The following is a 22514-nucleotide window of genomic DNA, read 5'->3' on the forward strand; positions in this document are numbered from 1 at the left end:
CTTTTTTATTTTACGCCTTTCATTGCCCGTTTAATCACAGGTGAGAGAAGCAGCAAAATAATACCGAGAATGATAGAAATAAGACCGATTGAGCCGAAATAGGCCGCCTCAGAAATTTTATCAAACAAACCGACTACTTTTGCGTTCAGTGCTTGACCGCAGGCATTTGTCAAAAACCACATGCTCATCGTCTGCGCTGAGAAAGCGGCAGGCGCCAGCTTTGTCGTTACTGATAACCCGACCGGGGAAAGGCAAAGCTCACCGAGCACGACCAACAGGAAGCTGAGCACAAGCCAAAGCGGGCTGACGAGTTCGCCGTTCCCGCCCATAACCGGAAGAACCATCACAAGGAATGACAAACCGGCGAGGATAATGCCAATCGCAAATTTAATCGGCGTTGAAGGCTGGCGTTTGCCGAGCTTCATCCAAATCCAAGCGAAAACCGGTGCGAAAATGACGATAAATAGCGGATTTAAAGACTGGAACCAAGAAGACTCCAGCTGGAATCCCGCAAATGAAAGCCTTGTGCGCTGATCTGCGTATAGGGCCAGAATTGTCGCCCCTTGCTCCTGAATGGCCCAAAACATGGCCGCCGCGATAAACAGCGGGACATAGGCCGCAAGACGTGATTTTTCTGTTTTAGTCGCTTTTTTACTTGTGAACATCACAATAAAGTAAATAACCGGAATAAGAATACCGAGAACACTGACGATGTCAATCACACGCTGGATCGTTAACCAGCCGGTTTGAATCAGGATCAGAATCACAATGGACGCAATAACGACGCCGATTCCGGTTCCGATAACGGATGCTTTTGAGATCGGATTCGGTACGTTGGAACCTGCTTTGCCAAGGTATTTTTTTCTCGTCAGAGCGAAAACGATAAGTCCGAGGAACATACCGGCAGCGGCGCATCCGAAGCCAAGATGGTAGTTGTACTTCTGTCCGAGTGTTCCGACAATTAGCGGCGCGAGTAATCCGCCGAGGTTGATGCCCATGTAAAAGATACTGAAACCTGCATCACGGCGCTGATCTTCCTTCGTATACAAATCTCCGACTACACTTGATACGTTCGGTTTTAATAAGCCGGTTCCGATAATGATCAGAGCCATGCTGAGAAAAAACGCAGCCGTGCTGCCAGGGAAGGCAAGAGCGATGTGTCCGAACATAATTAAGATTCCGCCGTAAAATACGGTGTTTGCCGTTCCGAATACCCGGTCGGCAAGCCAGCCGCCGATTACGCTCGACATGTACACGAGAGATCCGTAAATGGACATAATGGCAACTGCAGTGGTTTTGTCAAAACCGAGACCGCCATGAGCGACTTCCGTGTACAAGTAGTAAAGCAATATGGCTCTCATACCATAGTAGGAGAAACGCTCCCAAAATTCAGTAAAAAACAGTGTGAACAAGCCGCGGGGATGACCGAAGAACCCTCTTTGCGGCACACTTTCTACTATATAATCCTTCTCAATTGATGCCACCTGAGCCAACCCTTTCTTAAAAAAGTGTATTACAAAAATCATATTCTTATATAATACTTGTGTCAATATAATTTATACTGAATTCAAAAAATTCCAGAATCAAAAAATCTCAAATCCTTGATAATAGCCGAATTTTCCTAATTCTAATGGCTTATTTTGTCATATTATCTAACGAAACTATCTTTATAAACTTTTTTAATAAAATTTAAGATATGTACAGACGGAGCTGTACATGACCGAATAGGATAGAAAATAAAAGAGGAAGGAGGAGATGTTTATTTGCCGAATCGTATATTGGATGTAACAGATTGCGGTGTGGCGGCAGACGGTAAAACCGACGTGACAATCACTCTCAATCAATGCTTGGCACAGGCCGCCTCGAAGGGCTATCACACGGTTTTGTTTCCGCAGGGAACCTACTGCATTAACGGCACCCTCGGCGGAGACAGCAATCAGCCATTCCGAAACGCCGGCATTAATGTACCGAGTAATATATCCATTATCATGGACCCGCAATGCATCATCAAAGTAGCACCGAACAGCTCTTGGGGTTATTCGGCTTTCTATATAGGAAGAAAAGAAAATGTCACCATTACAGGCGGACAGATTATCGGGGAGCGTGATGAACACACTTATCGCAGTGCCCCGTTGCGGTCGACTCATGAATGGGGATTCGGAATATGTATCGAAGGCAGCAGCAATATCCTTGTGGAGAACGTAAACATCTCAAATTTTACGGGGGACGGCATCATTATCAGTCCGCTCGGTTTAAGAACAAATAATGATTACGAAACATCAGAGCATGTGACCATCCGCCGTTGCGGCATCAGGCAGTCAAGGCGAAATAACATTTCCATCACCGGCTGCAACACAGTAACTGTGGAGGAATGCATCATCGAGGACGCAGGAACAGGAAACGGTACGGCGCCGAAATTCGGCATTGACATCGAGGGATACGGAGAGGGCGGTATTGATTATGAAGAGGCCCTTCATATCACCATCCGCAACAACCTTTTTAACGGAAACGTCGCAAGTTCCATCACGAACTTTAACGGATACGGCGTGTTAATTGAAGGAAATCAGGCTGACAACACGATCAGCTACGGGTACGGCGCGCAAACCGTTATTACAGGAAATGTCCTGTATCGGACAAACGGCGGCTCAAGAACAGCAATTGCGGGACAAGGTGTGTCACAAGGGCAGGAGAGCAGCAATGCGATCATTTCCAACAATCTCATTACCGGTTTCTCCACCGGAATTGACGTGAGAGGAAAAAGCGTTCTTGTCAGCCATAACAAAATCAATCAATTTGATAACACCGGCATTTCCGTCTATCAGGCAACGGATGTGACGGTTGAGGGCAATGTCATTGAAAATGGACTATCCCAAACGAGACGAACCACGGGACTTCGGGCGGTGCTGTCAGAAAACACCGTCTTTATCAATAACAGCCTCAATCAAGTGATTGACGCGATCAACATTTCGGCCGGGAATATAACCGTTAAAAATAATGTGCTGAAATCGTTCAGCCGGGGCATATGGGTCACGGGAGGCAATGCCGATATTGAAGGAAATACATTGAGTCCGAATGCGTTTGAAGGAGCAGCCGAGTCCTATTCCATTTCTGTGACAAATGACGCCAAGGCTGTGATCAAAGGCAACCTCTTCAGAAACTACAAAAATTATCCGATTTTCAGCTCGACCGTCTCTGCCACCTCGATCATCGGCAACCGCTTTGAGTCGTCACCGCTGATCGTCACTGTTTATCTCAATTCAGGTACTCATGAAATCATTGATAATACCATCACAATGAACAGAACGGCAGGCATCCCGATAGGAATTTATTTGAACGGAACCTCTCATTCCCTTATCTCCGGCAATACTATCAACAACCTTTCCCAAGCTTCTGCATCGGCCATCCAAACAAGCTCTTCCGCCAACACAAAGATCATCGGCAACAAAATTATCAAAGGCGTAATCGTGAAACACAGCACGGATACAGAAACCGGAAATATCGTTGTATAACGTAAGAAAGACGCCCGGTCAGGGGTCTTTTTTTTGTGTTTTATATAAGGCCGCCATTTCTTTTATTAAAAAAAGCCCAAACAGGCAAAGCATCAGCCATTCCGAAAAAGTTGTCAATTTAAACGCGGACAGGTTGTTTTTGACCGCCCCGTACAGACTGAACCCTTGCAGCATGTCCATCCCTATCGAAATCATCAGACAGGCGACAAGCAAAAAAAACGAAACACCCAATATTTTCATGCACATCACCCTCCGTTCTTATTCTTTTCGTTCTTGCAAAACTTATGCAGGCGCAGGATTGTGCATAATCTTTTGCTGTGCAGGAAGAATATGAAAAAAACAAGGAAAGGTATTTTGTGATATGCCTCCATTCTTTAAGCAGAAGAAAAAGAAAAATACCGAAAAGCAAAACCGCGAAAACGGAGACGAAAAAGAAGAAAGCAAATCCGAAGAAGAGCAGAATGAACCGATTTCAGCCAGCTTATCGGAAAATATGAAAAAGCTTTCTGAACGCTTCGGCAACAGCGCAGATGTCGTCATCCGCCGGCTGAAAATCGGAAAGGAAGAACTTCCGGCAGCCATTGTGTACATAGCGGGTTTGGTTGATGAGCAGCTTGTCAGCCAATCCTTGCTGGAGGATCTGATTGACATCCCATCCGTTCAGCCCGAGCAGGCAGTTTGCCGGATGTATGAGAAAACGATTGCAGTCGGCGGGATGAAAGAGGAGCAAAAATGGAAGAGTCTTTATGCGGGGCTGATGGCCGGGAGCACGCTCATTTTTGTGGACGGGGCTGATAAAGCGCTTATCGCCAGCACGGAAGGGGGAGAGCGCCGCTCAATAGAAGAGCCGAGCACCCAAGTGTCATTCCGCGGTCCGCGCCAAGGGTTTACGGAATCGCTGCAAACCAATGTCTCCATGATCCGCAGGTACATTAAAACGCCTGATGTGTGGGTTGAGAAGATGGAGATCGGGCACGAGACAAATACCGATGTTGCGCTGATGTATATTAACGGGATCTGCGAAAAAAAGCTGATTAAGGAAGTCCGCAGCCGGCTGAAGCATATTGATATCGACAGTATTTTGGAATCAGGCTACATTGAACAGCTGATCGAAGACGCGCCGTTTTCTGTATTTCCTACGGTGTATCATACGGAAAGGCCCGATGTTGTCGCAGGTAATCTCCTGGAAGGAAGATTTGCGATTATCGTAGACGGAACGCCGTTTGTCCTGCTTGCGCCGGCCTTATTTATACAATTTTTTCAGTCCGTTGAAGATTATTATTCACGATTTGATATTGCCACAAGCATTCGGCTGCTTCGGGTCTTGATTTTCTTCATTTCTTTGGTCGCTCCGGGCATTTATGTGGCCGCTACGACTTTTCATCAAGAGATGATCCCGACGCAGCTGTTAATTGTTATCGCCGCCCAGCGCGAGACCGTGCCGTTTCCGGCTGTGATTGAAGCTATGACAATGGAGGTGGCCTTCGAAATTCTCAGGGAGGCCGGAGTGCGGCTGCCGAGGGTGGTCGGCTCGGCGGTTTCGATTGTCGGAGCGCTCGTCATCGGCCAAGCCGCGGTTCAGGCGGGCATCGTGTCTCCGGCCATGGTCATCGTCGTGGCGCTGACGGCTATTGCCAGTTTTGCGACACCGGCCTTTGACATGGCGATATCAGCGCGCCTGATTCGATTTGTCTTCATCCTTTCAGCGGCAGTTATGGGTTTTTACGGCTTGATTTTAGGCATTATTATCATGTTTGTCCATCTTTGCAGCCTGCGCTCATTCGGTTTTCCATATATGTCACCGCTTGCTCCGATGTCAGCAGGCGGTTTGAAGGATTCGATATTCCGCGCTCCTTTATGGGCTGATGAAAAAAGACCGGGCCTATTAGTGCAGCAAAATAACAGGCGCCAAGGCCGGCATCAGAGGCCGAAACCCGAGACGTCAAGGGGAATGGTCAATAAAGATGTAAAAGAAGGCGACGGCAATGAAAAGACGTAAATGTATACTCGCTCTGATCATGATGCTCTGCACCCTGTTTTTATCGGGATGCTGGGATAAAAGGGAATTGACAGACTTGGCCGTCATATCCGCAATCGGAATTGACCGGACGGATGAAGGGAAATATATGCTGCACTTTCAGATTATCAACCCGGGAAACGTAGCGGGGGGACTGCAGGGCGGCGGAGCGGGGGACAGGCCGCCGGTATCGGTCTATTCCGTTTCCGGAGACAATTTAACAGAAGCATTCAGAAAAGGATCGATGCAAGTTTCCAGAAGACTCTATTTCGCGCATACAAATCTAGTTGTGTTCAGCGAAAAAATCGCAAGGGAAGAAGGTCTCGAATTTATATTGGACAATCTCGACCGCGATACGGAATTCAGAACAACGGCAACCGCTGTGATCGCGCATAACTGTAAGGCTCAAGATATTATTAAAGTGCTGACGCCGATTGATAAAATTCCTTCTAATAAAGTGAACAAGACGCTCGGTTTTACGGAGGAGCAATACGGAAGAATCGTCAAAACAAGTTTGCAGGATGTTCTGATTGATCTGGCCTCTCCGACCGGGGCACCCTTTATTCCGGGCTATGAGATGCACGGGGACGGCAAAGCCGGCCCGAGTATGGAAAATACGCAGGAAACTGAACCGAAAGCGGTTCTTTCAGCGGACGGTCTTGCGGTATTTAAAAAGGACGGGCGGCTGGATTACTGGATTGAAAGTGATGACAGTGTGGGAGCGGTGTGGCTCTTAAACAAAATCAAGCATACATTCATTAATGCGGATTGGAAACATGTCAAACACGCGATCAGTCTGCAGGTGATCCGCCAGAATACGCGGATAACGGCCTCTTTTCCGAACGGAAAACCGCACATTAAGGTGCGGGTTGAAGCGGAAGGACAGATTGACGCAGTCAGATACCCATTCCATCTGTCGGACCCGAGAGTGATCAATCAAATGGAAAAAGCGCTCAGCACGCAGCTTGATAAAGATATTTCCAGATCCGTTGAAGATATTAAAGCGCATAAAAATGATTTTGTGGGCTTTGGAGATGTCATTTACAGAAAGTACCCTAAAGAGTGGAAAAAGCTGAAGGGGAAATGGGACGAGGAATATCTTCCTGCTCTTCCCGTCGATGTGAAGACGGAAGTGGTCATCAGAAGAACGGGCTTGCGGAACAATCCTCTCACGGACAAGCTTGATCACGATTAAGGCGAGGAGAAAGGAGCGGTGCACATGGAGAATGCGAAAATCAGCAAACGGCAGCTGTTTATCATGATCATTTTATTTGAACTGGGCAGTTCCCTCTTGATCCCGCCAGGCACGATGGCCGGACGGGATGCGTGGCTGTCCGTCCTTCTCGGGTGCGTGGCCGGTCTCGGGCTTTTCTACGTATACCAGGCGCTGTATCAATTTTTTCCTGATTCTTCTCCGAGAGATTATATGAATGAACTGATCGGCAGGCATCTCAGCTGGGTTATATCGCTTCTTTACATTCTCTATTTTTCCTACATCGCCGCCCGTGTGCTGCGCGATTTCGGTGAAATGCTCGTGACATTCGCTTATTCGGACACACCGCTTTTGATTGTCAACGCCATGCTGATGCTTGCAGCGATATACGGGGTCAGAAAAGGAATTGAAGTGTTGGCGAGGGCGGGAGAGCTGTTATTCGGAATCATGTATTTTCTTGCGGCGATCGGGTTAATTCTCATTATCAGCTCCCGTACGATGAATCTGAAATATTTGCAGCCAATGCTGGCTGACGGCATGGGGACGGTTATTTATTCTGTTTTTAAACAGACGATGTATATCCCGTTTGGCGAAATGATCGTGTTTGTCATGATTTTCCCTTATTTAAATAACCGGAAGTCGGTCAAAAAAACCGGGTTTCTCGCGATTATCATCAGCGGCCTGTTTTTGGCGATGTCCGTCGCCATTAATATATCCGTGCTGGATGTCAACTTAACGCTTCGCTCCCAATTCCCGCTGCTAAGCACGATTCAGACGATTAAAGTGGAGGAGTTTTTGGACCGGCTTGACGTCTTTTTTATGCTCGTGCTTGTTATCGGAGGTTTTTTCAAAGTCGCCCTTTTTACATACGCTGTCGTCATCGGCGTGTCCACGCTGTTTAAAGAAAAAAACCCATCACAGCTGGCCTTCCCGGTAGGACTGGGGGTTTTGATCCTATCGATAAGCATCGCAAGCAATTTTTCGGAACATATGAATGAAGGCTTAAAGATTGTACCGATTTATATTCATCTCCCGTTTCAAGTGATTTTCCCCGTATTGCTGCTTTTGATTGCTGTTATCAAGCAGAAAGTAAAAGGAAGCGTCTATTCCTCTTCGAAGAAATAACCCGGCAGGCATGCCGGGTTATTTTAATTTTATTCTTAATGCATTGACAAACTTGCCAGACAATTGTACATTTTGTTTTATTCTTATTATTTTGCTAGGAAATATAGGTTTAATGGTGTTAATAGTTGGCGAAACACAATTAGATAGAGAAGGAGAAACGTCATGACAAAGAAAAAAGAGATCAAACTTGGTGTTTTCCTTGCGGGAACCGGCCATCACGTCGCCTCCTGGAGACATCCGGAAGCACCGGCAGACGCAAGCATGAACTTGGACTACTTTAAAGAATTGGCACAAACGGCGGAGAAAGGCAAAATGGATATGCTGTTTTTGGCTGACAGTTTATCAATAGACGGTAAATCACATCCAAACGTCTTAACACGCTTTGAACCATTTACACTGCTTTCTGCGCTTGCTCAGGTCACCACTCACATCGGCCTGACGGCGACCGCTTCCACGACATACAGCGAACCGTTCCATATTGCGAGACAATTTGCGTCGCTTGACCACCTCTCAAACGGACGGGCGGGGTGGAACGTCGTTACATCATCAATCGAATCAACCGCGCTCAACTTCAGCGGGGAAGAGCATCTTGAACACCATCTCAGATATCAGCGGGCTGAGGAATTTGTTGAAGTCGTCAAGGGATTATGGGATTCCTGGGAGGAAGACGCGTTTATCCGTGACAAAGAATCCGGAGAATTTTTTGATAAAGAAAAAATGCATGAGCTGAATCATAAAGGAACGTATTTTTCCGTGAGAGGACCTTTAAATGTCGCGCGTTCACCGCAAGGCCAGCCGGTCATCATTCAGGCGGGATCATCCGGAGACGGCAAAGCGCTGGCTGCCAAGACGGCAGAAGTCATCTTTACGGCTCAAAACCATATGAAATCAGCGCAGGAATTCTATCAATCTATTAAAGAACAGGCGGTTTCCTTCGGCCGCGATCCTGAGAAAATCGCGATTATGCCGGGTATCTTCCCGATCATAGGAGATACGGAAGAAGAAGCAAAGACGAAATATGAAGAGCTTCAAGATTTGATCATACCGTCTGTCGGCCTGAACATCCTGCAAAATTATTTGGGCGGCATCGACCTTTCATCCTATCCGCTTGACGGGCCGCTGCCTGAATTGGACGCGGAAGCTTCAAACGCGGTAAAAAGCCGCTTTACGCTCGTTCAAGATATGGCCAAGCGCGAAAACATGACCATCCGTGAGCTGTACAAATATGTAGCGGGATCGAGAGGCCATCATATCTTTGTCGGTACGCCTGAACAGCTGGCCGATAAGATGGAAGAATGGGTCGAACATCAGGCGTGCGACGGCTTTAACATCATGCCGCCTCTATTACCAGAAGGACTCAATCTTTTTGTAGACAAAGTGATTCCGATATTACAAGACCGCGGCGTGTTCAGAAAAGAATATGAAGGTACGACGCTGAGAGAGCATTTCGGACTGAAGAAACCGGCGAACCGTTATGCCGAATAAGGAGGGCGGACCATGTCAAGACAATATCGGCTCGCGACGGAAGCAGACGCTGACGAGCTGCTTTCGCTGACACTGCGGGCTTATGAACCGATTCGCAAGCTTGGCATCAACTTTGCCGCCGCAACGGCGGACAAAGAGCTTATACAAAACAACATACGTAAAAATGCCTGTTATGTTCTGGAGGAAGACGGCCGGATACTGGCCACGATTTCATTGCGGATGCCGTGGGGGCCAAATCCCGGTCCGTATGGCGTTCCTCATATTTGGTGGTTCGCTGTTGACCCTGATCTCGGAAAAAAAGGGACGGGCTCAGAACTGCTGGAGTGGCTGGAGCAAACGGTGCTCCGCGATACGCTGAAAGCCCCCTTCGTCTCATTGGGAACGGCTGACAAACATCCGTGGCTGATCGGCATGTATGAACGTAAAGGCTACGTCCGTTCGGGCGAAAAGGATTTAGGAAAAGGGCATATCACCATTTACTTGAAAAAAGAATTACGGAATGATCTATAACATAAGAAGGCGGGATTTTAATGAAAAAGAAAACGTGGGTTCTGTTGTTAGCTGCGGCGCTTTTGGCCGTCTTATCAGCATGCGGAAACGGAAAACAAAGTGAAAACGGTGAGAACGTGCTGCATGTCGGCGCCACCGGACAAAGCTATCCGTTCGCATATAAAGAAAATGGCAAGCTGACAGGGTTTGACGTGGACGTAATGGAAGCCGTAGCGAAAAAAATCAATATGAAGCTCGACTGGAAGCTGCTTGAATTCAGCGGACTGATGGGCGAGCTCCAAACCGGCAAACTCGACACAATCTCAAACCAAGTCGCTGTAACGGACGAACGCAAGAAAACCTATAACTTTACTGAACCGTATTCTTATGCGGGCACTCAAATCGTCGTCAAAAACGACAACAAAGACATCAAATCAGTTAATGATTTAAAAGGAAAAACCGTAGCGGCCGTTCTCGGCTCAAACCATGCGAAAAACCTTGAAAGCAAGGACCCGGATAAAAAAATCAACATTAAAACATATGAGACACAGGAAGGAACGATGAAAGACGTGGCCTACGGACGCGTTGACGCTTATGTAAACAGCCGCAGCGTCCTGATCGCCCAGATGAAAAAGACCGGTCTGCCTCTGAAACTGGCCGGAGATCCGATTGTCTATGAAAAAGTCGCTTTCCCATTCGCTAAGGATGCAGCGCACGATAAAATCCGCAAAAAAGTGAACAAAGCCATTGAAGAACTGCGGAAAGACGGCACGCTGAAAAAGCTGTCAGAAAAATACTTTAAAGAAGACATCACAACAGAAACAAAGCATTAAGAAACGGCGGTGAAAAACGAGAATGAACAGCATTGATTGGGGTTTTATGTTTTCAGCCTTTCCCGCGTTAATTGAAGCTTTGCCGATCACTTTATTAATGGCTGTCGCAGCCATGGTGTTTGCTGTGATCGGCGGCCTCATTTTCGCGCTTATTACGAAAAATCGTATTCCGGTGCTTCACCAGCTGTCAAAGGTGTATATTTCATTTTTCCGGGGCGTGCCGACACTTGTTCAGCTTTTCTTAATTTATTACGGCCTGCCTCAGCTCTTCCCCGGAATGAGCAAGATGACGGCGTTAACGGCGGCCATTATCGGCTTAAGTTTGAAAAATGCCGCCTACTTAGCCGAAATCTTCCGTGCTGCCTTGAATTCAGTAGACGAAGGCCAGCTAGAGGCCTGTCTTTCTGTCGGTATGACGAAATCCCAGGCGTACAGACGGGTCATTTTCCCGCAGGCGATCAGAAACGCGCTTCCCGCGACGGGAAACACATTTATCGGCCTGTTAAAAGAAACCTCGCTCGCCTTTACATTAGGTGTGATGGAGATGTTCGCACAGGGGAAAATGTATGCATCAGGCAATCTGAAATATTTTGAAACATATTTGGCCGTCGCGGTGATGTACTGGATTCTTACTATTATATACAGCGTGCTGCAGGATCTGCTCGAACGGGCGATCAGCAAGCCTTATCGGACATAGGAGGTGACACCGGATGATACAAGTCAAAAATATCCGTAAAGCATTTAAAGATCTCACCGTGCTTGACGGCATCGATCTTGAAGTGAAAAGCGGCGAAGTTACGGCGATCATCGGGCCTTCAGGCTCAGGGAAATCAACGCTTCTCCGCTGTCTGAACCTGCTGGAGCGCCCTGATGAAGGCGTCATTGAGATCGGGACAGCGAAGCTTAACGCTTCTTCCTATTCACGGAAAGACGTACACCGGCTTCGCCAGCAGACGGCAATGGTCTTTCAAAATTATAATTTATTCAAAAACAAAACCGCGCTGCAAAACGTGACCGAAGCGCTGATCACGGCTCAAAAAAAGCCGAAAAAAGAAGCGGACCGAATCGGCATGGAGCTGTTGCGGCAGGTCGGTTTAGAACACAAAGCCGACAGCTACCCGATTACGATGTCAGGCGGGCAGCAGCAGCGGATCGGCATTGCGCGGGCTCTGGCAGTTGATCCCCATGCGATTCTGCTTGACGAACCGACATCAGCCCTTGATCCTGAGCTTGTGGCAGAAGTGCTCCAAGTCATCCAGTCAATTGCGGAAAAGCAAACGACGATGGTCATCGTGACCCACGAGATGGCATTTGCCCGGGAAGTTGCCGATCAAGTTATTTTTATGGCGGATGGACGCATCATCGAGCAGGGAACACCGCAGGAGCTGTTTGACAACCCGCAAAACGAACGGACGAAAAAATTCATCAAGCAAGTGGGGGAACCTGCTGAACTTGTGTAAGAAGGGAAGAAGAAGAAATGGCAAAAGAAACGCATGAGACGTTAAACAAACGTTTAATCAACATTCGCCGCGACCTTCATGAATACCCTGAACTGTCAGCTGAAGAATACGAGACGACCAAAAAAATCCGCCTCTGGCTGGAGGAAGAAGAGATTGCGATCCTTGATTTTCCGAAGCTTCAAACAGGCGTGGTCGCCGAGATCAAAGGAGACAAAACCGGCCCCCTCATCGCCGTCAGAGCGGATATTGACGCTTTGCCCATTGAAGAGAAGACAAATCTTCCGTTTGCTTCACGAAACAGCGGTATCATGCACGCGTGCGGCCATGATTTCCACACGGCCTCTATTCTCGGAACGGCTTTCTTACTGAATGAGCGAAAGCATGAACTGAAAGGAACGGTGCGGTTCATTTTTCAGCCCGCCGAAGAAATCGCCGCCGGAGCAAGGCAGGTCATCGAAGCCGGAGCGCTTGACGGCGTATCGGCAATATTCGGCATGCACAACAAACCGGATCTCCCCGTCGGCACCATCGGCTTGAAAGAAGGCCCTCTCATGGCGAGTGTCGATCGGTTTGAGATTACCGTTAAGGGAAAAGGCGGGCACGCCGGCATCCCTGATAACAGCATTGACCCGATTCAGGCGGCCGGGCAGATGATCGGCGCCCTGCAATCGGTTGTCAGCAGAAATATCAGCTCACTCCATAATGCCGTCGTCAGCATCACAAGAGTCCAAGGCGGCAGCTCTTGGAACGTCATCCCCGACCAAGTTGAGATGGAAGGAACAGTCCGTACGTTTCAAAAAGAAGCGCGGGACGCCGTATCGGAACATATGAAACGGGTGGCCGAAGGGGTTGCGGCAGGCTTCGGGGCAGAGGCTGAATTCCGCTGGTTTCCTTACCTGCCGTCAGTCGTGAACGACGGCCGATTTTTAAAGACAGCCGCACAAACGGCAGAAAGCCTCGGTCTTCAAACCGTACAGGCAGAACAGTCTCCCGGCGGGGAAGACTTTGCCCTTTACCAAGAAAACATTCCCGGCTTCTTCGTTTGGATGGGAACAAACGGGACAGAGGAATGGCATCATCCTGCATTCACATTAGACGAAAAGGCGCTGTCGGTTGCGGCCGAATATTTCGCTCAATTGGCCATCAATGTGCTGGAGCGGGCGGAATGAATATGAAACGTCTGACGGCCGGGCTTGCGCAGGCCGTCATCTCCTCTGTGCCTGAAACGTCCGCCGAAGCCATGAAAGAGGCGCGAAAAGGGCTGCTTGATTTTACAGCGGCGGCCTTCGCGGGCAGAAAGGATAAAGGGATAGATAAGCTGTTGAAGCTGATCGATGAAGAAGGCGGACAGCCCATATCTCCGATTATCGGCCGAAACAGAAAAACGGCGCCGTCTCAATCGGCGCTGATCAACGGATTTATTGCGCATGCACTTGATTTCGATGATGTTCATTCAGATGTGAGGGGACACCCGAGCGCCGTCATTCTTCCGGCTCTTATCGCAGCCGCATCATCCGGCCGTATGGACAAGAGCCGCTTTCTCGGTGCTTACATTACAGGGGTAGAGGTAATGGCGAGGCTCGGTGAGTCAGTCGGGAGCCGCCACTATGAGAAAGGCTGGCACAACACTGGCACATTAGGCGCAATAGCGGCAGCATGCGCCGTCGGTTACGCAGAGAAACTGAATCAAACTGAACTGGAGAAAGCGATCGGCTTTGCTGCCGCGCAATCCGGAGGCATGAGGGTTCAATTCGGCACAGAAATGAAACCGCTCCATGCCGGCTTAGCGTCTCAATCCGGCTTGTTCGCCGCAAGGCTTGCGCAAACCGGATTCGGCGGATCAGTACAGGCGCTTGACGGAGACAAAGGCTTTTTCGGGCTGTATGGCGATCTTGAACGGGCGGAAGCAATATTTTTAAACGGATGGGGAAAGCCTTGGCGAATCGTCAGTCCGGGGCTTTGGTTTAAAATGTATCCGTTTTGCTCGGCGGCTCATCATGCGGCGGACGCCATCCTTAAGCTGAAGGCGCAGCATGAACTCACTGCCGATCAAATCGACCGAATCGACGTGATTTTTCCTTCGGGCGGAGATGCCGCTCTTACAGAACGGCGCCCGAAAACGGGAGAAGCCGGACGGTTCAGCGTTGAATATATCATCACCCTCGCTTTGCACGGAAAAGATTTTTCAGCGGAAAACTTCACATCCAAACCGATTCCGGAAGCCATTCAAAGCGATTTTTCCCGGATTCACCGCCGCTATGACGACCGGATTCACCCGGCTGAGAACGCCGTGCCAAAAGGCCGCTTCACGATCGTACGGGTGACCGCCGCCGGCAATCACGTATATGAAACACGTGTCGATTGTCCGAAAGGGGCGCCCGGAAACGGACTTTCTGAGGAAGACATACAGGGCAAGCTCAGACACGCTTTGCCGGAAGAGGTACAAAAAGCGGAAGCACTGATCGACGCCGTCCTGCAATCGGATATTGAACGCTATCTGCAATTGATATAAATAAAAAGAGCGGGGGGATGCAGCCCTCGCTCTTTTTACGTTCACTTCTATTGAATAGGGGGATATAGGGTGCGCCCCTGTCTGCGCTGGCAGAGGCGCGGTTTTTAGGAAACCGCCGTGCCGTTTTCCTTCACTGTGAAACTTCCTCTGGATAATCTGATATTGATATCGGATACTTTGGCAATTTGTTCGTCATGCGTGACCATAATGACGCATTTATCGCCTTTGTGAGCCAATTCCTGAAAGAGCCGGACGATTTCCTTTGACGTATCCTCATCAAGGTTTCCCGTCGGTTCATCCGCGCAAATCAAATCCGTATCACAGCAGAACGCCCGCGCAATCGAAACCCGCTGCTGCTGTCCGCCGCTTAATGTCAGCACCCGCTGCCGCGCCTGCTGTTCCGTGATGCCGACTCTTTCCAGCATACTGAGCGCGAACGCGTCTTTGTTTTTTTCCTTGGACCCGGTAATCTCCATTGCCGTTGTGACATTTTGGAGCGCCGTCATATACGGAATCAGATTATAAGATTGAAAGACGATAGAAACGTATTGATTTCTGAAATTCGTTAATCCGATTTTGGAAATGTCTGTTCCGTTATAAAGAATGCTTCCCTCTTTAGGTGTATCAAGGCCGCCCGCCAGAGACAGAAATGTTGTTTTCCCCGTTCCGGAGACGCCGACAATTGTATAAAACTTTCCTTTTTCAAAGCTGATATTAATATGCTGAAACAGCGGCTGTGATTTGTCTTGATACCAATAGCCGGCCTGTTGAAAGGTTAATAGGCTCATTACGCCGCCTCCTTTTATTCCTGCTTGGTCAGGATGGTTTTAGGGTGAAGCCGCATGACTGATACAGACGGCAATAATATGGCAATAATGGCAATCGTGATGCCGATTCCGCCCAGAATCAAAAGGTCATTCAGCGAGACGTTCACTTGGATGGAACTGATGACGTCCGTACTTGATGAATGTTGGCCGAACATACCGCCTCCCCGTGGCATTTCGCCCCAGCCGCCTGCCTCTTGCTGTGTATCGTTTAATGAGCTGATCTGCTGCGAAAGAAGCTGGTTTCCCAGCTGATTGGCGATCAGGCTGTCCGTCACGGCCGCGATGCCGATGGCGATTACGGTGACGATCAGAATTTCCGTTAAAAACTGTCCGATGAGCTTCCAGCGTTTTTCGCCGATCGCCATTAAGACGCCCATTTCATACTTGCGTTCCCTGATTGACATCATCACGATTAAACCGAGAATGATCGCGCCTGCGATGGACACGAGATACACCACATTTTTAGAAAATGAGGCCACATTTTCAATCGGGCCAACCATCTGCTGATATACCTGGTCATTTGCAGTAAGCGTGTACGTTTTAAAATCGATGGATGTCTTTTTCGCCGCGGCAACAAATGAATCAATATATTTGGCGTCATCCATATAATAAACGGCCGAACCGATGTTATTTTTGTAATCGGAGCCTTTCAAAGCCGCTGCCGCAGTGTAAGGCGTGTAGATTTTGTTGTCAGGATTTAAGAACGAAAAATGCTGTGCCTGATCATCTCCTGAGGATGTCGTTTTATATAAGCCTACAATCTTAAGTTTGACCGTCGTTGATTTATCTGAAGCTGATGAAACAGTGATGGAATCGCCGACTTTTAGCTTGTTTTGATCTGCCAGCGTTTCATTGATGACTGCGGTCTTAGTGCCTGCGTCCGTCTTTGTGATGGCGCGGCCTTCGATGATTTTTGAACTTTTGCTGGTGAAGTCATCAAGCAGCGCTGTGCTGAGTACGCCCTCGACTGAAATATCCGCTGACATCATTTGTCTTCCGCCGCCGGAACCGGTATTGGAGCTTTCAATCGCATCAAAACTCTCTGCGTTCGCTGAGGCTGTTGTGAGAAAGTTATAGTTTTTGACATGCTGTAAGGCTGTAAGCTTGTTTGCGTCCGATACAGAAATCGGCGTCGATTCAAATGTAGGCTTCTCTCCGTTGTTTTGCTGCTGTGCCATTTGCTTTTGGCGGTCAACCTGGAGTGTGACGCTCCCGCCAAGCTGCTGTCTTGCCAGCTCGCTTGATTTCTTTGCCGCCGACTGGATGGCAAGCCCGGACAGCACAAAAATGCAAATCACAGAAAACACGGCCGCCTGCAAAAATGTCTTTCCCCTTTTTGCCTTCATGCTCCAAAAGGCTCTTTTGATAAAGTTCATGTCTGTTCCTCCGTGTAGGTGTCAGATCTTGTAAACCCGGCCGTCTTTAGCACCGGTAATCCGATACGTATATAGTAGGAGAAAAGTATGAAAAAAATATGAACAAACTATTTCCGGGCGGTGAAATAAAAACCAACAATTGTGAAACGTGAAAACATCCGGGCAAAATGATGCTATTATAAGAAAAAGCGTCAAACAAGCGGAGGATACAATGAAAATATTAATGGTAGAAGATAATATAAGCGTGTGCACCATGACAGAAATGTTCTTTTTTAAAGAAGGTTTCGAAGCGGAATTTGTCCATGACGGGCAGGAAGGATATCAGCGGTTTACGGAAGGCGAATGGGATTTGATCATACTCGATATCATGCTCCCATCCATGGACGGAGTGACGATCTGCCGGAAAATAAGAGAGACGAGCAGTGTGCCGATTATTATGCTGACGGCGAAAGATACAGAGTCCGACCAGGTCATCGGATTTGAAATGGGGGCGGACGACTATGTCACCAAGCCGTTCAGCCCGCTGACATTGGTCGCGCGGATTAAAGCCGTCATCAGAAGGTACCGGGCGACGGGGGAGGCGGTCAAAAGCGACGACATGATCGAGACCGCATGCTTTACGATCAATAAGAAAACCAGAGAAGTGTTTCTGCACGGAGTTCCTGTTGAGAACCTGACGCCGAAGGAATTCGACCTGCTCTTTTATCTCGTGCAAAATCCGCGCCAGGTCTTTTCGAGAGAGCAATTGCTTGAACAGGTGTGGGGCTATCAATTTTACGGTGATGAGCGTACGGTTGATGTTCATATTAAACGGCTGCGCAAAAAGCTGTCCAGTGAGGAAAAACCGTTTTTATACACGGTGTGGGGGGTAGGATATAAATTTGATGAGGATTAAATACTTATACCAGCTCCTTTTAAGCCATGTCAGCATTTTGATTTTGGCATTTCTCATTATCATTTCTTTGTTTTCGCACTTTGTGAAGGATTTTGCCTATCAAAATAAAGTGGATGAACTGTCCTCCTACGCGCAGCAGATCACCATGGAGCTTGACGGGCGGGATCTGGATTTGCGGCGTTTGTATCCGTATCAGGACATTTTAAAAACGAGGGAGACACGGTTTATCCTTTTTGATGAAAAGCAGCGCCCTTACTTTTTCCCGGATGATATGCCGCCGCATGAAAAGCTGAAGCGTAAAGAATGGCAAATGCTGAAACAAGGGAAAACCGTTCAAATCAGAGCGGAAATGAATCGTTTCAACAACGAAGGCTTAGAGGTATCATTGGTCGCAAAGCCCATTTTCATCAGCCAACAATTTAAAGGCGCCGTGCTGCTGGTTTCTCCTGTCAGGGGAGTTGAGCAGATGATCGGCCAGGTCAACCGCTACATGTTTTACGCGATCATCGGCACGCTGATCATCACCATTTTGTTAAGCTGGCTGCTGTCTAAGTTTCACGTCAGACGGATTCAGACATTGCGTGACGCGACCGGAAAAGTGGCGTCCGGCGATTACGATATTTCCCTCAAGAGCAGCGGCAGGGATGAAATCGGCATGCTGGCATCTGATTTTAATATTATGGCGAAGAATTTAAAGCAGTCACGAGAGCAGATTGACCGCCTTGAAAAGCGAAGGCGCCAGTTTATCGCGGATGTCTCGCACGAACTGAGAACCCCGCTTACGACCATTAACGGATTGGTGGAAGGGCTGAACAGCAATACCATTCCCGAAAAGGATAAAGAGAAGTGCTTCTCGCTGATCAGTGAAGAGACGAAGCGGATGCTGCGGCTCGTGAAGGAAAACCTGGATTATGAAAAAATCAGATCCCAGCAGATCAAGCTGGACAAGCTGAGTGTGCCGCTTATCGAGGTGTTTGAAATTATTAAAGAGCATCTCAATCAGCAGGCCGAAGAGAAACAAAACAGGCTGCTGATTCAAGTGGATGACGGGATAAAAGTGTATGCCGATTATGACAGGCTCATCCAAATCCTCGTCAACATTACGAAAAACAGCATTCAATTTACGCAAAACGGAGAAATCCGGCTGCGCGGTTATGAAGGCTATAAAGAAACGATTATCGAAATTGAAGACACAGGAATCGGCATTTCCAAAGAGGAAATCGAGCACATATGGGAACGATTCTACAAGGCGGACGTGTCCAGAACGAACACGGCTTACGGCGAATACGGCCTCGGCCTGTCCATCGTCAAACAGCTCGTCGAACTGCATAAAGGCACGATAGACATTGAAAGCGAAAGAGGAAAAGGCACGACCTTTAAAATCCGCCTTCCGCTGAATACGAAAAATGAATAAGCGTCAAATCGGCGGTCTAAAATGGCTGCCGTTTGTTTCATTTTGACTTCGGCAATTGCGCTCTGCCGAAACAAAGTTTGCGTGTTTTTCGGGATGGAAAGACACGGAAACGTGATAAAATAACTGTTAAACAGGTCTTGGATGAGGAGGGTGAAGGAATGAAGAGCGGGTTAATTCCTTCTTCAGCAGTCGGGCAGAAGATTAACGAGTGGTATCAATACATAAGAACATTCAGCGTGCCGGATGCAGAGATTTTGAAAGCCGAGATCAAACAAGAACTTGACCATATGGAGCCAGATTCAAACTTGGTGCTTTATTACTCACTCATGGAATTTCGTCATCAGCTGATGCTGGACTATCTGGAGCCGCTGGAAAAACTGAAGATTGAAGATCAGCCGAGCCTATCAGAAATCTTAGACAACATTGATAACAGCCAGGCCGGTCTGAAAGGGCTTCTGGATTATTACGTCAATTTCTTCAGGGGCATGTTTGAATTTGATAAAAGAGAATTTATATCGGCAATTACTTATTATAAACAGGCTGAAAAAAAGCTGGCCTTCGTGTCGGACCATGTGGAAAGGGCAGAGTTTTATTTTAAAGTGGCCGAAGCGTATTATTATATGAAGCAAACGTATTTTTCCCTGATACATATTAAAAACGCTTATGAAATTTATGTGGAGCAGGACACATATCATGTAAGAATCATCCAATGCCATTTCGTGTTCGGCGTCAATTTGATGGATGAAAGGCGCTTTGAACAAGCGGCAAGGCATTTTGAACACGCTTTAAAAATGGCCGAAAAAGAAGAAAAAGCGCAGCTGGTCGGAAGAGCGCTGTATAACCTCGGATTATGTTATTACAATCAAGACCGCATTGATTCCGCCATCCCGTACTTTGAACAAGCGGTTGATACATTCGAATCACACAGAATCGTCAATTCACTTCCTCAAGCTTACTTTCTAATCACACAAATTTACTTTAAACTCGGAAAAAATGCAAAAGCGGCGGAATATCACAAACGGGGTTATGAATATGCTAAAGAAACAGACGATCCCGATTACGCGGTAAAATTCGAATGGCTGCACGCTCTGTATCAGGCGAAACCGGACGAAGAAAAAATCAACACCTGTTTTCGCTACCTTGCAAATAAAAATTTGTACGCCGATATAGAGGATTTAGCACTAGAAGCAGCTAAATATTACTATGAACAAAAATGCTTTGAGATGTCTTCTTACTATTTTCTCAAAGTCGAAGAGGCAAGAAAACAAATACAAAGGAGTGAGGGTTTGTATGAAATTGAAATCTAAATGGTTTGTCATTTGTTTAGCGGCCGCCGCGATCTTTACAGCTGCAGGAGTAAGCCAAACTGACCAGGCTGAATTCCATGTAGCAGAAAGAGGAATGACGTAAGAAGAAAAGCCCCGTATCAAGGGACGGACTGCCTGGGAACAATCTCGGCAGTCTTTTTTGGTGAATTGATAGATTTTTTATAAATTTAGCAATCGTAAAGAATAATCTCCTTTCTATCTTGATAACTCAGCTGTCTTTCAAAAAAATTCTAATGTTTGCGGAAGATTGATCTCTTGCATGCACTAGATAAATATCCTAGTTCCTCAGCTTTTTTCTCGTGAGATGTTCTAATTGTATTTGAAATCACTTTTCCATAACAATCTCCTAGTTGTATATCTGACGTATAATGTTTAATAAACAAAAAAGGCTCCTGCGCGGAACCCTTAAACGACTTCATCGTATGCATCACCAAGATAATCAAAATCTTTCTCCAGCCAATACCAATGCTGCCCTTCATTATTTAATAGCCGCTGTATCAGATCGGTGAAGGACGTTGCGATAATTTGTGTTTCTCCAACTATTCCATGCCGATCAAAGAAACTGTCATAACATTGGCCTTTACGGCTTTCGTTTAGATCAATTGTTAAATACTCTCCTTTTCCATCTGTACAAGTAATGTACCATTCAGAGGATATGTCTTCTTCGCATAATTCTCCTACGATTACAGGGTTAGCTAATGTAAATTCATCGGGGGTTACAATATATATTGGATAATCCGCATGTTCAAAAAGAACTGCCCCGCCACATATCTCATAGAATGTAATAATATCCTTAGGTAATGTGTGTTTAATATCGGTATTTGGCAAACCTTTAGCTTGAAACAGACGGCAATCTTCAGTTGCAGCAATTTTTTTTAGTAACTCTTCTATATTCATGCTCCCACCTACTTTCTGAAGTTGTATTGATTAAATGCATTGTAATACTGCTGCCTCGCTATTTGAGGAATATCGGCTGCATCGAACATCTTTTCTGCCAGTTCCTGAATCTCACGAGGCGAAATTTCTTTCCAATCTATCTTCCCGCCAACCCGCTTTCCTGTTTTTTCGAACAGCCAGTCTCTATATACCTTTTTAGTTGCATTATGCTGTTCTTTTGTAAGGGCGATGGTTGGTGTATTGCTCCCCCTGCTCACATAGTCAGGTACGTTATGCTTAGCCCACACGTCCATAACTCCATGATGATTCTCAAGAGGGCTGTTACTCGGTCTGTAATTAACAACATCATAAGGTTTTGTATCATTATCAGTTTTTCCTGCAAGTGTAAGCAAACGGTCTTTCAAGTTTTCACTGTTAACTGCATTATAAGGGACTCCCCCAGCGGGAACAACTTCGTACCGGGGATTATAGGGCAGTAAATCTTTAATTGAAACTTCTTTCAGTTTTTGTCCTGCTTTTACAACTTTCGATGTAACGTTACCTGCTGCATCAGCTTTTACGACAACGCCTGCACCCTTTGTTCCGACAATAGACGTCACAACAGTGCCTATGGCGTACGTTACCCATCTTGAGCGTGAATAAGTATCGCCGTTGACCATTTCTTTTTGGTACGAATCTGCGATGGCGGCTGAAATGGCGTCATATGTTTTGATCGGATGTGCCACGGCGCCCGTTATGGCTTTCACCGTTCCGCCGGGATCAGTGACGAGATCCCACAGCCCGGTGACAGTGTCCTTGCCGACATCATACAGCCCAACCGCAACGCCTTTGAAACCGTCAGTGAGTTCACGCGTGTTTTCAATTTGTGTGAAGTATCGCTGCTGTTCTTTTGTTAGGTTTTTGTAGCCGATTGTTTTTGCCATGGAGTAGAATTCATCGGCATTCGCATAGTCGTAGTTTTTGAGTCTTTCTTTCAGTTTTTCAATCTCACGTTCTTTCGCTTCTTCCTTCTTGAACGTCAAATAAGCTTCCGAATGCCTCTCAATCTCTCCTTTTTTCTTATGTATGTCACTTTCTCTGTACGCCTTGGCGTTGTAGTTGATCGGGGTGGCGCTTTTTCCTTTGTCTGTTGCG

The 22514-nt window shown here is 47.2% G+C and carries 21 protein-coding genes; 15 read left to right on the plus strand and 6 right to left on the minus strand.

Going from position 1 to position 22514, the window contains the following annotated elements; all coding sequences use genetic code 11:
- Positions 1–5: 5 nt before the first annotated feature.
- The gene (locus tag KY305_RS12235; protein WP_223062761.1) at positions 6–1484 is read right to left on the minus strand and encodes a peptide MFS transporter; all 1479 of its coding nucleotides are present in this window, start codon (positions 1482–1484) and stop codon (positions 6–8) included.
- Between the two features lie 279 nt (positions 1485–1763).
- Between KY305_RS12235 and KY305_RS12240 the strand changes: the two genes are divergently transcribed.
- The gene (locus tag KY305_RS12240; RefSeq protein ID WP_223062762.1) at positions 1764–3509 is read left to right on the plus strand and encodes a right-handed parallel beta-helix repeat-containing protein; all 1746 of its coding nucleotides are present in this window, start codon (positions 1764–1766) and stop codon (positions 3507–3509) included.
- 18 nt (positions 3510–3527) lie between these two features.
- Here the strand turns inward: KY305_RS12240 and KY305_RS12245 are convergent, their stop codons facing one another.
- Positions 3528–3749, minus strand: coding sequence for a YczF family membrane protein (locus tag KY305_RS12245; RefSeq protein ID WP_223062763.1), 222 nt, complete (start codon positions 3747–3749; stop codon positions 3528–3530).
- Positions 3750–3870: 121 nt separating this feature from the next.
- Between KY305_RS12245 and gerKA the strand changes: the two genes are divergently transcribed.
- From gerKA to KY305_RS12295, 10 genes are all read left to right on the plus strand, one after another.
- The gene (gerKA, locus tag KY305_RS12250) at positions 3871–5508 is read left to right on the plus strand and encodes a spore germination protein GerKA (RefSeq protein WP_223062764.1); all 1638 of its coding nucleotides are present in this window, start codon (positions 3871–3873) and stop codon (positions 5506–5508) included.
- The gene (locus KY305_RS12255) at positions 5495–6721 is read left to right on the plus strand and encodes a Ger(x)C family spore germination protein (RefSeq protein ID WP_223062765.1); all 1227 of its coding nucleotides are present in this window, start codon (positions 5495–5497) and stop codon (positions 6719–6721) included. The genes gerKA and KY305_RS12255 overlap by 14 nt, the downstream gene beginning before the upstream one ends.
- A 24-nt stretch (positions 6722–6745) precedes the next feature.
- Positions 6746–7864: an endospore germination permease GerKB gene (locus KY305_RS12260; RefSeq protein ID WP_223062766.1), complete on the plus strand. Its 1119-nt coding sequence runs from the start codon at positions 6746–6748 to the stop codon at positions 7862–7864.
- Between the two features lie 162 nt (positions 7865–8026).
- The gene (locus KY305_RS12265; protein ID WP_223062767.1) at positions 8027–9349 is read left to right on the plus strand and encodes an LLM class flavin-dependent oxidoreductase; all 1323 of its coding nucleotides are present in this window, start codon (positions 8027–8029) and stop codon (positions 9347–9349) included.
- A 12-nt stretch (positions 9350–9361) separates the two neighbouring features.
- Positions 9362–9859 (plus strand): GNAT family N-acetyltransferase, encoded by a 498-nt coding sequence (locus KY305_RS12270; RefSeq protein ID WP_223062768.1) that lies wholly within the window; start codon positions 9362–9364, stop codon positions 9857–9859.
- Between the two features lie 20 nt (positions 9860–9879).
- Positions 9880–10671, plus strand: coding sequence for an amino acid ABC transporter substrate-binding protein (locus tag KY305_RS12275; protein ID WP_223062769.1), 792 nt, complete (start codon positions 9880–9882; stop codon positions 10669–10671).
- A gap of 22 nt (positions 10672–10693) precedes the next feature.
- Entirely contained in the window at positions 10694–11368 is a 675-nt protein-coding gene (locus KY305_RS12280) for an amino acid ABC transporter permease (protein ID WP_214801820.1), read from the plus strand.
- Positions 11369–11381: 13 nt separating this feature from the next.
- Complete coding sequence (locus tag KY305_RS12285; RefSeq protein WP_223062770.1) at positions 11382–12131, plus strand: amino acid ABC transporter ATP-binding protein; 750 nt, start codon at positions 11382–11384, stop codon at positions 12129–12131.
- Positions 12132–12148: 17 nt separating this feature from the next.
- A complete protein-coding gene (locus KY305_RS12290) occupies positions 12149–13300 on the plus strand; it encodes a M20 peptidase aminoacylase family protein (protein WP_223062771.1) in 1152 nt (383 codons plus the stop codon).
- Entirely contained in the window at positions 13297–14643 is a 1347-nt protein-coding gene (locus KY305_RS12295) for an MmgE/PrpD family protein (protein WP_223062772.1), read from the plus strand. The genes KY305_RS12290 and KY305_RS12295 overlap by 4 nt, the downstream gene beginning before the upstream one ends.
- 104 nt (positions 14644–14747) lie before the next feature.
- Here KY305_RS12295 and KY305_RS12300 read toward each other — a convergent pair whose 3' ends face one another.
- Positions 14748–15431, minus strand: a complete 684-nt coding sequence (locus KY305_RS12300; protein ID WP_223062773.1) for an ABC transporter ATP-binding protein — start codon at positions 15429–15431, stop codon at positions 14748–14750.
- 14 nt (positions 15432–15445) lie between these two features.
- The gene (locus KY305_RS12305; RefSeq protein ID WP_223062774.1) at positions 15446–16846 is read right to left on the minus strand and encodes an ABC transporter permease; all 1401 of its coding nucleotides are present in this window, start codon (positions 16844–16846) and stop codon (positions 15446–15448) included.
- Positions 16847–17057: 211 nt separating this feature from the next.
- On the opposite strand from KY305_RS12305, the gene yclJ reads away from it, so the two are divergent.
- The 4 genes from yclJ (at position 17058) to phrC (ending at position 20565) form a co-directional block, all read left to right on the plus strand.
- A complete protein-coding gene (gene yclJ / locus KY305_RS12310) occupies positions 17058–17741 on the plus strand; it encodes a two-component system response regulator YclJ (protein WP_223062775.1) in 684 nt (227 codons plus the stop codon).
- The gene (gene yclK / locus KY305_RS12315) at positions 17728–19155 is read left to right on the plus strand and encodes a two-component system sensor histidine kinase YclK (protein ID WP_223062776.1); all 1428 of its coding nucleotides are present in this window, start codon (positions 17728–17730) and stop codon (positions 19153–19155) included. The genes yclJ and yclK overlap by 14 nt, the downstream gene beginning before the upstream one ends.
- A gap of 158 nt (positions 19156–19313) precedes the next feature.
- Positions 19314–20462, plus strand: a complete 1149-nt coding sequence (locus tag KY305_RS12320) for a response regulator aspartate phosphatase (protein ID WP_223062777.1) — start codon at positions 19314–19316, stop codon at positions 20460–20462.
- Positions 20446–20565, plus strand: a complete 120-nt coding sequence (phrC, locus tag KY305_RS12325) for a phosphatase RapC inhibitor PhrC (RefSeq protein ID WP_013351005.1) — start codon at positions 20446–20448, stop codon at positions 20563–20565. Before KY305_RS12320 ends, phrC begins: the two co-directional genes overlap by 17 nt.
- A 323-nt stretch (positions 20566–20888) precedes the next feature.
- Here phrC and KY305_RS12330 read toward each other — a convergent pair whose 3' ends face one another.
- Positions 20889–21380, minus strand: a complete 492-nt coding sequence (locus tag KY305_RS12330) for an SMI1/KNR4 family protein (protein WP_223062778.1) — start codon at positions 21378–21380, stop codon at positions 20889–20891.
- Between the two features lie 8 nt (positions 21381–21388).
- Positions 21389–22514, minus strand: a 1126-nt coding sequence (locus KY305_RS20045) for a hypothetical protein (RefSeq protein ID WP_262417724.1), incomplete at its 5' end; no start/stop codon positions are given.

The sequence above is a fragment of the Bacillus sp. YC2 genome (assembly GCF_019891195.1).
GTDB lineage: Bacteria > Bacillota > Bacilli > Bacillales > Bacillaceae > Bacillus.

Excerpts from the sequence above, each read along its gene's own strand:
- KY305_RS12245 (WP_223062763.1), bottom strand. The coding sequence starts at position 3,749 with ATGAAAATATTGGGTGTTTCGTTTTTTTTGCTTGTCGCCTGTCTGATG.
- gerKA (WP_223062764.1), top strand. The coding sequence starts at position 3,871 with ATGCCTCCATTCTTTAAGCAGAAGAAAAAGAAAAATACCGAAAAGCAA.
- KY305_RS12255 (WP_223062765.1), top strand. The coding sequence starts at position 5,495 with ATGAAAAGACGTAAATGTATACTCGCTCTGATCATGATGCTCTGCACC.
- KY305_RS12260 (WP_223062766.1), top strand. The coding sequence starts at position 6,746 with ATGGAGAATGCGAAAATCAGCAAACGGCAGCTGTTTATCATGATCATT.
- KY305_RS12265 (WP_223062767.1), top strand. The coding sequence starts at position 8,027 with ATGACAAAGAAAAAAGAGATCAAACTTGGTGTTTTCCTTGCGGGAACC.
- KY305_RS12270 (WP_223062768.1), top strand. The coding sequence starts at position 9,362 with ATGTCAAGACAATATCGGCTCGCGACGGAAGCAGACGCTGACGAGCTG.
- KY305_RS12275 (WP_223062769.1), top strand. The coding sequence starts at position 9,880 with ATGAAAAAGAAAACGTGGGTTCTGTTGTTAGCTGCGGCGCTTTTGGCC.
- KY305_RS12280 (WP_214801820.1), top strand. The coding sequence starts at position 10,694 with ATGAACAGCATTGATTGGGGTTTTATGTTTTCAGCCTTTCCCGCGTTA.
- KY305_RS12285 (WP_223062770.1), top strand. The coding sequence starts at position 11,382 with ATGATACAAGTCAAAAATATCCGTAAAGCATTTAAAGATCTCACCGTG.
- KY305_RS12290 (WP_223062771.1), top strand. The coding sequence starts at position 12,149 with ATGGCAAAAGAAACGCATGAGACGTTAAACAAACGTTTAATCAACATT.
- KY305_RS12295 (WP_223062772.1), top strand. The coding sequence starts at position 13,297 with ATGAATATGAAACGTCTGACGGCCGGGCTTGCGCAGGCCGTCATCTCC.
- KY305_RS12300 (WP_223062773.1), bottom strand. The coding sequence starts at position 15,431 with ATGAGCCTATTAACCTTTCAACAGGCCGGCTATTGGTATCAAGACAAA.
- KY305_RS12305 (WP_223062774.1), bottom strand. The coding sequence starts at position 16,846 with ATGAACTTTATCAAAAGAGCCTTTTGGAGCATGAAGGCAAAAAGGGGA.
- yclJ (WP_223062775.1), top strand. The coding sequence starts at position 17,058 with ATGAAAATATTAATGGTAGAAGATAATATAAGCGTGTGCACCATGACA.
- KY305_RS12320 (WP_223062777.1), top strand. The coding sequence starts at position 19,314 with ATGAAGAGCGGGTTAATTCCTTCTTCAGCAGTCGGGCAGAAGATTAAC.
- phrC (WP_013351005.1), top strand. The coding sequence starts at position 20,446 with ATGAAATTGAAATCTAAATGGTTTGTCATTTGTTTAGCGGCCGCCGCG.
- KY305_RS12330 (WP_223062778.1), bottom strand. The coding sequence starts at position 21,380 with ATGAATATAGAAGAGTTACTAAAAAAAATTGCTGCAACTGAAGATTGC.